Source organism: Nocardia sp. (genome assembly GCF_025465275.1).
In the GTDB taxonomy this organism is placed as follows: domain Bacteria; phylum Actinomycetota; class Actinomycetes; order Mycobacteriales; family Mycobacteriaceae; genus Nocardia.
This window is the reverse complement of the sequence record NZ_JAODNK010000216.1, coordinates 76,075-85,583: the sequence shown is the minus strand read 5'-3', so window position 1 is coordinate 85,583 and position 9,509 is coordinate 76,075. Positions and strand designations below refer to the sequence as shown.

Here is a 9,509-nt window from a genome sequence, read left to right as displayed (position 1 = left end):
ATGCGAGATCGGTGCCGGGAACGACGTCGCGGAGCGCGAACGCGATCGGCTTCGTCTCGAAGACGACGGCGTGCGGAGGTCCGGCCTGCGAGCGGACGAGGCCGAGGTACTGCTCGTAGAACGCCTGAGAAGCGTCGAGGTCGCGTGCTTGGAACGAGATGAAGTCGGGACCGGTGGCGGGCATGATGATGCTCCTTCTTTCGTGTCAGTTTTCTGACACAGGTCAATCTATGTCAGAATACTGACATGAGTCAAGACGGTGTCGGCGTCGACCTGGAGACGTCACTGGGCTACCTGCTGAAAGAGGCGTCGAGCGCTCTCCGTGCAGCCATGGAGGAGGTGCTGCGGCCGCTCGGAATGAGCGTGACGCACTACTCCTGCCTCGAGTTGCTGGCTCAACGACCGGGCTTGTCGAACTCCGAGCTCGCACGTGGCGCGTTTGTGACACGGCAGACGATGAACGTGCTGCTCCAGGCCCTGGAACGAGAGGGCTACGTGACCAGGCCCGCGGAGGCACCGGTCGGAAAGGTTCTTCCCACGCGGCTCACGGCTCGCGGACGACGGAGCCTCGAGAAGGCGACCGCAGCGGTCCGGTCCGTCGAGGTCAGAATGCTGGCCGGCATGACCGAGACCGAGCGGTCAGGCGCGTTCCGGATCCTGCAGAGCATGATCCATTCCCTGCGCGATGGAAACGACGGTGCATAGCTCGTTCCCCGGCGCACATCTCGTCGCGCTCGGACAGGAGTGCAGCCGAGCATGAAGATCCGTGCAGGCGACCCGAAATTCATCGGTGCGGCCGACATCGTCTACACGCTCGCGCGAACGCCGTGAACTCGGCTGGTTGGACACTTGCTGTCAGGATCGGGTCCCGGCCACCGAGGTGATCTCTGCTGAGTCGGTTGTGTCGAATCTGCCTGTGGCCAAGGCAGTTTCGCGGTGACGGTCGGGGAAGCCGGGGCCCAGGCGGACGGATACGTCGGGGTGGCGGAGGGGTTCTCGGCAGTGGGCGCAGACCACTTCGGCGTGGGTGTCGTGGTCGCAGGTGTTGTGGTGCAGGACTATTGGGGGGCCGGCGTCGGGGGCTAGCCAGGTATCGCCCCACTGCATCATGGCGGCGACGACGGGGAAGAAGTCGCGGCCTTTGTCGGTGAGCAGGTATTCGTGGCGGGGCGGCCGGTCCTGGTAGGGGACCTTCTGCATGAGGCCCTCATCGACGAGGCGGGTGAGGCGCTGGGTGAGCACATTGCGGCTGAGACCGAGGGTGCGCTCGAAATCGTCGAAACGCTTGGCGCCGTAGAACGCCTCGCGCAGGACCAGCGGCGTCCACCAGTCGCCGATGAGGTCGACGGTGCGAGCTACGGTGCACGGCCAGTTCGCGAAAGTCGTCCTTTTCATGCGCCCACGGTATCCAGCCGGGCCGGGACGTACTTGTGCCACGGTGTGCCGACCCATTCGTCGCGGGAGTCGAATTCGGTCAGTTCGTTGGGTGCGACACCGGTGGTGACCTGCGCACCGGTGGCATCGGTGACCGAGAGTCCGAAGCCATTGGGCAGAGACAGGTGTCCGGAGCGCATGCGATCGGTGGGTTCCACCGGCACCTCGACGCTGCCGCGCCGGGTGCTGACGCGCACGAGGTCGCCTGCCGCCAGCCCGAGCCGGTCGGCGTCGGTGACGCTGATCCGGAGCGTGCCGCCGCTATCCCGCTTGCGCCACAGGGGATCGCGGACGATGGTGTTCGCGGTGAAGGCGCGGCGCTCGCCGGCGGAGAGTACAAAAGGCCACTGCCCGCCAACGGATTCGGGTTCGGGCAGCGTGGCCAGCACCTGCAGCAGTTCCGCGATGCTCAGCTGTACCTTGTTGTCGCGCAGCCGGTTCCAGGTCTCCTCGTAGTCGTCCTCGGTAATGACGACGCCGTGCTTTCCCGCGAGGATGGCCTCGAAGAGCCGCTCCCCCGCTTCCAGTCCGGTGCCGTATCCGGCGCGTTCGACACTCTTGGGGAACTTGCGGGCACAGTTGTACGCCGCCGCCCAGAGCAGGGCGGCCGCCGCCGCACCATTGGGCAGCGTCGGGCCGAGGGTCCGATACAGCAGTACGGGAGCGAGTTTCGACTTGGCGCGATCGGCGAGCACACCGAGGAATGCCATGGCGAACGCCTGCCGCCCTTCGGCGAGCGCGGCGCGCAGCGGCGCGTAATCATCCTCGGTGAGCGCGCCCGAGGCCTCGACCAGCCGAGCATGAATCTCCGGCTCCGACAGCACGCCCTCGGGCGCGGGCAGCACCGGATGGCGGAGGTGGAAGATATTGCGGGGGAAGTCGAAGTTGAAGAACGTCGCCTCGTACTTCTCGAACTGGGTCGCCGCGGGCAGCACGTAGTCGGCCAGGCGCGCGGTCTCGGTCATCGCCACATCGATGACCACCACCAACTCCAGCGCTTCCAGAGCCGCCCGCATGCGGGCCGAATCCGCCAGGGAGTGCACGGGATTGCTGCTCTCGATGAACATGGCGCGGTAGCGGGCCGGGTGATCGGTGAGGATCTCCTCGGTGATCACATTGGCGGGTATCAGGCCGCTGATAATGGGCGCGCCGGCCACCGGGCTCCTGGGCCACTCCCCTGCCGGATGTCCCCGGTCGTGGCCGATGGCGGCCATGCCGGTGAACGCGTATTGGGTTCCCGGCTTGGCGAGATTGCCGGTGAGCAGCCACACCAGCTTCTCCAGATAGCTCACGACGGTGGAGTACCGGTTCATCTGCACGCCGAGATCCTCCAGCGCGGCCACCGATTTCGCCTGCGCCAGCCGATGTGTCGCGGCCACCACCAGGTCGGTATCGACATCGGCGATGGCGCAGTACTTCTCGATGGGCACACCGCCCAGCACCGCGACCACCTCGTCGAGACCCTCCGCGTGCTCGGCCAGCCATTCGACATCGATCAGATTGTCGCGCAGCAGGATTGCCGCCATTGCCGACAGCAGGTAGACATCGGTGCCCGGTCGCAATTGCAGGTGGAAGTCGGCGAGTTCCGCCGTCTCGGTGCGGACCGGATCGAGCACGATCATCGACCGGTCCGGATCGCGCGCGATCTCCTTGAGCACCGTGCGGGCCCGCGGAAAACCGTGCGACTGATAGGGATTCTTGCCGATGAAGAACGCCACCTCGGCATGCTCGACGTCGGCGCGCACCGGGTGCCCGAACATGCGCGCACCCACCCAGAAGTCACCGGTCTTCTCCTGCGCCAGCGCGCTCGACCGGTACTTCATCCCGAAGGCTGCCATGGTGGCGGGCGCATACGCCCCGCCGAGGTGATTGCCCTGACCGCCACCGCCGTAATAGAAGATCGATTCGCCGCCGTAGCGGAGCCCGACCTCCTGCAGCTGTCCGGTGATCTCGGAAATCGCGGTATCCCAGTCGATTTCCTCGAACTCACCGTCGGGCCGGCGGCGCAGCGGCGCGGTGATCCGGCCCGTGCGCCCGTTCTGATAGTGGTCCAGGCGCAGGGCCTTGTTGCAGGTGTACCCCGCCGAGGCGGGATGCAGCTTATCGCCGCGGATCTTCTCGAAGGACCGGCCGTCCGGCCCGAGCAGCACCTGAATGCCGCAGTTGCACTCGCACAGGATGCATGCCGTGGGCCGCCATTCCGTCATTGGAACAGCGTAGGACAGTTAGTTCACTAGCGCTACTTACCCGAGTAGGGCCAGGTCCAGTCGGCGACCTCCGGAATGTCCTCGCCGTGTTCCCGGGTCCAGGCCCGCGCGGTCCAGCGCGCGTCGACCATCTCCTGACGGAGACCGGCCGCCTGGGTCCGCAGGCCGGGCACCCGATCGATGACGTCCATGACCAGGTGGTACCGGTCCATATCATTGAGCATCACCATATCGAAAGGCGTTGTGGTGGTGCCCTTCTCCTTGTACCCGCGCACGTGCAGGCCGGAGTGGTTGGCACGGCGGTAGGTCAGGCGGTGGATGAGCCACGGATAGCCGTGGAAGGCGAAGATGACGGGCCGGTCGGTGGTGAACATGGTGTCGAAGAGGCTGTCCGACAGGCCGTGCGGGTGTTCGCCCCGCGGCTGCAATCGCATCAGGTCCACGATATTGATCACGCGAATCCGCAACTCCGGCAGCCGTTCCCGCAGAATGGCAGCGGCGGCGAGGGTCTCCAGGGTAGGCACGTCACCGGCGCAGGCCAGCACCACATCGGGTGTGGTACCGACATCGTCATTGTGGCCCGCCCATTCCCAGATACCCGCTCCACGAGCGCAGTGCGCGGCGGCTTCTCCCACCGAAAGCCAGTCGGCCTGAGGCTGTTTGCCCGCCACCACGACATTGACGTAGTGCCGCGAGCGCAGGCAGTGGTCGTAGGTCGAGAGCAGGGTATTGGCATCCGGCGGCAGATATACGCGCACGATCTCCGGCGACTTGTTCAGCACCACATCCAGGAAACCGGGGTCCTGATGAGTGAAGCCATTGTGGTCCTGGCGCCAAACATGGGACGACAAAAGGTAATTGAGGCTCGGAATGGGCCGCCGCCAAGCCACCGCCGCACTGGCGTCGAGCCATTTGGCGTGCTGATTGAACATGGCGTCGATAATGTGGATGAAGGCCTCGTAACAGGTGAAGACGCCGTGCCGGCCGGTGAGCAGATAACCCTCCAGCAGACCCTCGCACATGTGCTCCGACAGCACCTCGATGACGCGGCCCCTGCGGTCCAATTTCACGTCGTACTCACCGATTTCGGCCTGCCAGTCGCGGCCGGTCACCGTGAGGATGTCCTGTAGGCGATTGCTGGCGAGTTCATCGGGCGCGAAGGTGAGGAAGTTGTCCGGGTTCCCGGCGGTGACATCGCGCAGCCAGGTACCCAGCACCTGGGTCGCCTCATGCTTGGTCACACCCGGTCCGGGCACCTCCACGCCGTAGTCACGCCAGTCCGGTAGGCGCAGGTCGTGGACCAGCATGCCGCCATTGGTCACCGGGTTGGCGCTCATCCGCCGGTCGCCCACCGGCACCAGACGCTGTAGGTCCGGGACCGGTTGCCCTGCCTCGTCGAAGAGTTCGCCCGGCCGGTACGACTCGAGCCACTGTTCCAGCACCGCACGGTGTTTCGCGTCGGTGCGGGCGGCGGGCAGCGGCACCTGGTGCGCACGGAAGGTGCCCTCGACCCGCTCACCGTCGACCACCGGCGGACAGGTCCAGCCCTTCGGGGTGCGTAGGACGATCATCGGCCAGATTGCCCGCGTGCCGTCACCACTCCGTGCGGCCTGCTGGATGGCGGCAATACGGTCGAGGCAGCTGTCCATGGCGGCCGCCATGGCCTGATGTACCGCGGCCGGATCGCTGCCGGAGACGATGACCGGCTCGTACCCGTATCCGCGCAACAGCGAGACCAGTTCGGACTCCGGAATACGAGCCAGAATCGTCGGATTCGCGATCTTGTACTGGTTCAGCGCCAGGATCGGCACCACCGCGCCGTCACGCGCCGGATTGATGAACTTGTTCGCATGCCAGCTACCGGCCAGCGGGCCCGTCTCGGCTTCGCCGTCGCCGATGACACAGAAGACCGTGAGGCTCGGATTATCCAGTGCCGCACCGAAAGCGTGCAGCAGTGAGTAGCCGAGCTCGCCGCCCTCATGGAAGGAGCCGGGTGTCTCGGGCGCACAGTGACTGGGCACACCACCCGGGAACGAGAACTGCGCGAACAGCGCGGCCATTCCCTCACCATCGCGCGGAATGTGGCTGTACAGCTCGGAATACGTGCCCTCCAGCCAGGCGCACGCATTGGGCCCCGGCCCACCATGCCCTGGACCGGCGACGAACACGGCATTCAGATCCCGCGCCAGAATGGCGCGATTCGCATGCACCCAAACAAGATTCAACCCGGGCACGGTACCGAAGTGCCCCAGCAACCGCGGCTTGATCTGTTCGGGCTCCAGCGGCGCCCGCAGGAGCGGATTGGCCATCAGATAGATCTGGCCTACCGCCAGATAGTTCGCTGCCCGCCACCACGCATCGATGGTCGTCAATTCGTCGCGTTCGAGCGGACCGGCCACCTCACTGAGCCGATAGGGCTGCGGAGCGACGGTCTCGCCGCCTTGCCCGCCGATATTATCGGCCGAGGTATCACTATCTGCGCCGGTCAACTGCGTCATGCGTCGAGCTCCTCACGCTTCGGGACATCGCTGGGCGAACCTACAGGCGGGGATTTCATTGCCCAGGCTACCGGCCGCGCAATCCGGCACGCCACTACGACGCACCGCACCCGAGCGCGCTCCAGCCCCGGCCGCAATGTCGGGATCCGTGCAAGGATTCCAGGATGGAAGCTGCGCCCGAGACGGGTTCCCCGCAGAACGTCCGGACACGGCTGTGGGCTGCGGTCGCTCTCTACATCGTGGTCACACTGGTCGCCTCGGCAGGAATGCTTGCCGTGCAATCCCTCAGCGGGATCGATGCGTCGGTGCTGTCACTGGTGCAGTTCGCCCCGGCAATCGGAGCCTTGATCACCTGGGTGTCCTTCCGCGAGAACATCACTCGGCTACTGCCCGCTGAAATCCCCTGGCGGCGAGTGCGCGTCGATCTGCTGGCGATCATCGTGGCATGCGTATCGATCTGGCTGCTGGCCGCTGCGGCAATGGCCTGGTCCGGGCATGCCGTGGTCGGGCCCGTCGCGGTCGCGGGCACACCCTTCGCGGTGTTCGTGGTGCTGCAGTTCATCGGCGCGTGCGGTGAGGAGATCGGCTGGCGCGGCATGCTGCAGCCGCTCCTGGAGTCGCGAATGGGCCGGCTCGCGGCTGTCGCGCTCACCGGCGCGATATGGGCGTTATGGCACGTCCAAGCCTTCGCCTCGGGGTTCGTGGCGGCCATTTCCTTCATCGTGGCGGCCATGTCGTTTTCGGTGCTGCTCGGCTATCTGGGCAATGGGGGCGTTCGCCAGCGGGTCCTGATCGCGTCGATCGGGCACTGGCTGATCAATATCGCGTGGTACCTCGTGGCCGGTGACAACACCTTGGACCGGCCGCAGGTCGTCTTCGTCGCGGTCGGGGCAGCGGTAGTCGCCGCCACTGTCATGGCGGTGCGCGCGGTACGTCACCGCGCGCACTGAGCTCCTCGGATCAGGCTGGGCAGCCGTCGGCTATCCAGCGGGCGAAGGCGTCGACCCGATCCGACGGCCACGCACCATCGCAAGGCATGCTGCCCTGACGCAGGCGGGTGAGGATCGCGTCGGCATGCTGGGCGACGTCATCGTGAGACCACAGATCGAACACGAAACTCATGGATTTGCGGTCCATTTCACGAAACAGCGGCTTGATGTGATCGGCGAAACCCAGCGGCTCACCCTCGGCCGGAAGTTCGATCGCTGCCTCAGTGACCGGGGCCAGCGCGGAGACTCGTGAACCGGGGGTCGCGTTGCACACCCACCACCAGCGGGGCACCGGCATATGCGGCGGCGGAGTCGCGCCGGGCTGTGAATTCTCCACTGCGATACGCGAACCCCACTCGATATAGGCGGCGAACGCGGCCCGGAACTCCGGGTCCGTGGGCAAGCCCGCATCATCGGCCGACCGCGAGATCAACTGCGCCCAGCGGGCACGCCACTCCTCGGTGAGCGACTTGTTCGCGTGCTCGGCGACCATATGGTCGTAACCGCCGTACCGCTCGGTGTACAGGTTCGGCCCACCGAAGGTTTCCGTCAGCCACGCGGCAACCCGCTCGGGATGATCCGGGGACATGCGCGCGAACAACGGTGCCAAAAGCTCGTCCTGCGGAACGTATTTGCCGTAGAAGATCTGCGTCATCCGCGTGATCGCGGGCAGGCCACCAGCCCACTCGTACAGCGTCGGATCCGCCGACATCGGCGGATCCTGGAACTCGACGTAGTAGTGCATCCCGCTACAGAACGGCTTGTTGCGGGAGTGCCCGCAGCGGCAGAGGCTGTAGTGCTCGCGGGGCACCTCCCCGTCGAGCGGGACATTTCCGGTGACCCGGTAGGGGCCGTCCTTGGACACCTCGATGGCGGCCGCACGCTCGGGGAACGCGACTTGTGGGCTGCCCAGCGCACCGGACGGGCAGGCTCGCACCGCGGCCATCAACTCATCAGCACGGGCACCGCTGGCCGCCACGAATGGATCCGCAGCGGACCGGAACGCTGTCGGCACCCGGTCGGTGCAGAATCCCGAATGCGCACACAACCCGCGATTGTCGGTGACCGTCACCGACATGCCCTCATAGGTGTCCAGCCGGTCGGGGACACGGTCCGGGTCCTTCGCGCCGGTGAATCCGACCCGGGCATGGCTGCCATCGCACAGTGGTTTCATTTCCGAAGCGCCACAACGACATAACGCCATCTGCGGGAAGGTGCGAATGGGTTCGCCGAGCCAGTTGGTGACGGACTCAGGATTGGTCACCAAATACGGACCGTCCGTCGCGACATCGATGCGAGTCGGCGAAACGCCCTGTATCTCAGCGAGTTCCGTTACGCGCGCACTCAAAGTCGCTTCATCGGCGGCGAATACGCAGGCAAGATGCTGCAGCGCGGCCACTGCTTCCTGCAGTTCCGGCAGGTCGCAGGTGGCACGCAGCCGCGTGGCATCCTTGGCCAGCTCCCACAGCCGCAGCCCTGGACTCTCGGCCTGCACGTCGAATTCTATTGCCTCACCGTCGAATTCGCCGGTACCGGCGGCAAGTGGGCGGATTACCGAATCAGCAAGCGGGTGGGCGCCCTCGACGAGCTCGCCATCGAGCCGGCGGGCGCGAGCCAGTAGTGCATACAGTTCGGATTGCGTGGCGGTAGTCAAGGTCGGCCTTCCCTCGCGGTGGCGGATGTCCACTCAGAAGGATGCCAACGAATCGAACCGCGGGCGCGGTAGTTCGCTCAGCGCGTACGCGCGAAACCGCCCCCTCGGGCCACGCCGGCGGAGCGCGGCGGCTTGACAACCGGTCCGTACCGGTCCAGTATTGCCAGGTCAGCACCTCGCTAGGCGAGGCTCCTGTTCGAACACAGGCCACTGATCCGACGACGTCGAGAGACGCCCAGGGTTAGGACAGATCATCCCGGATTAAGGGTCGATCCAAAGTGGCTTCCCCGCTCGGGGATACGTCGTTCAGTGCCGAAGCTCTGACGAGAGGGGTGCCGGCCAAGCCGTTCGGCTTTGGCCTACTCCCCTGCACGTGTGCGGTTGACCCACGTTTTTCAGACGCCCCCGTGCGTCCCAGCGGCAAGGAGGTGAAGGGACGACATGAAGTCCGGCGATAGTCCGTATCCGAGTCCGGTGTACCACCGTTCGTTCCCAGCCTGCCGCGAAATAGCTTGCGGCGGCTGACTTTCCGTAAGGAGAAAGTCATGTCCTTCACCGTATCCCCGCGTCAGCTCACCGTTCTTTCCATCCTGGGCGACTCGGCCCGGCGCATGAAGGCCCGGCACACCCTGACCGCTGCCGAGCGCCACAATATGCGTGCATCCTTCAACCGCGCGGCGGTCTTCACCGCCTCCATGGGCGGGCCGACCTACTACCGGTGACCAGG

The 9,509-nt window shown here is 65.8% G+C and carries 7 protein-coding genes, 1 pseudogene and 1 riboswitch; of the genes and pseudogenes, 3 read left to right on the top strand and 5 right to left on the bottom strand.

What is annotated here, in order from left to right:
* Positions 1 to 184, bottom strand: a pseudogene (locus JWN03_RS43215) (VOC family protein); the annotation flags it as partial.
* A 62-nt stretch (positions 185 to 246) separates the two neighbouring features.
* On the opposite strand from JWN03_RS43215, the gene JWN03_RS43210 reads away from it, so the two are divergent.
* A complete protein-coding gene (locus JWN03_RS43210; RefSeq protein WP_297628391.1) occupies positions 247 to 705 on the top strand; it encodes a MarR family winged helix-turn-helix transcriptional regulator in 459 nt (152 codons plus the stop codon).
* Positions 706 to 855: 150 nt separating this feature from the next.
* Here the strand turns inward: JWN03_RS43210 and JWN03_RS43205 are convergent, their stop codons facing one another.
* The 3 genes from JWN03_RS43205 to JWN03_RS43195 are packed head-to-tail and all read right to left on the bottom strand — an operon-like array spanning position 856 to position 6,139.
* The gene (locus JWN03_RS43205; protein ID WP_297628389.1) at positions 856 to 1,395 is read right to left on the bottom strand and encodes a winged helix-turn-helix transcriptional regulator; all 540 of its coding nucleotides are present in this window, start codon (positions 1,393 to 1,395) and stop codon (positions 856 to 858) included.
* The gene (locus tag JWN03_RS43200) at positions 1,392 to 3,641 is read right to left on the bottom strand and encodes a molybdopterin-dependent oxidoreductase (RefSeq protein ID WP_297628387.1); all 2,250 of its coding nucleotides are present in this window, start codon (positions 3,639 to 3,641) and stop codon (positions 1,392 to 1,394) included. The genes JWN03_RS43205 and JWN03_RS43200 overlap by 4 nt, the downstream gene beginning before the upstream one ends.
* Before the next feature lie 32 nt (positions 3,642 to 3,673).
* Entirely contained in the window at positions 3,674 to 6,139 is a 2,466-nt protein-coding gene (locus JWN03_RS43195) for a phosphoketolase family protein (protein ID WP_297628385.1), read from the bottom strand.
* Between the two features lie 164 nt (positions 6,140 to 6,303).
* Between JWN03_RS43195 and JWN03_RS43190 the strand changes: the two genes are divergently transcribed.
* On the top strand, positions 6,304 to 7,089 hold the full coding sequence (locus JWN03_RS43190) for a CPBP family intramembrane glutamic endopeptidase (protein WP_297628383.1): 786 nt from the start codon (positions 6,304 to 6,306) through the stop codon (positions 7,087 to 7,089).
* Positions 7,090 to 7,099: 10 nt separating this feature from the next.
* Here the strand turns inward: JWN03_RS43190 and JWN03_RS43185 are convergent, their stop codons facing one another.
* Positions 7,100 to 8,782 carry a CDGSH iron-sulfur domain-containing protein gene (locus JWN03_RS43185; protein WP_297628381.1) on the bottom strand — a complete coding sequence of 561 codons (1,683 nt, stop codon included), beginning with the start codon at positions 8,780 to 8,782 and terminating at the stop codon, positions 7,100 to 7,102.
* A 168-nt stretch (positions 8,783 to 8,950) separates the two neighbouring features.
* Positions 8,951 to 9,121, top strand: a riboswitch (M-box (ykoK) riboswitch).
* Between the two features lie 206 nt (positions 9,122 to 9,327).
* Here JWN03_RS43185 and JWN03_RS43180 point away from each other — a divergent pair.
* Positions 9,328 to 9,504 (top strand): hypothetical protein, encoded by a 177-nt coding sequence (locus JWN03_RS43180; protein WP_297628379.1) that lies wholly within the window; start codon positions 9,328 to 9,330, stop codon positions 9,502 to 9,504.
* The last annotated feature ends 5 nt before the right edge of the window (positions 9,505 to 9,509 follow it).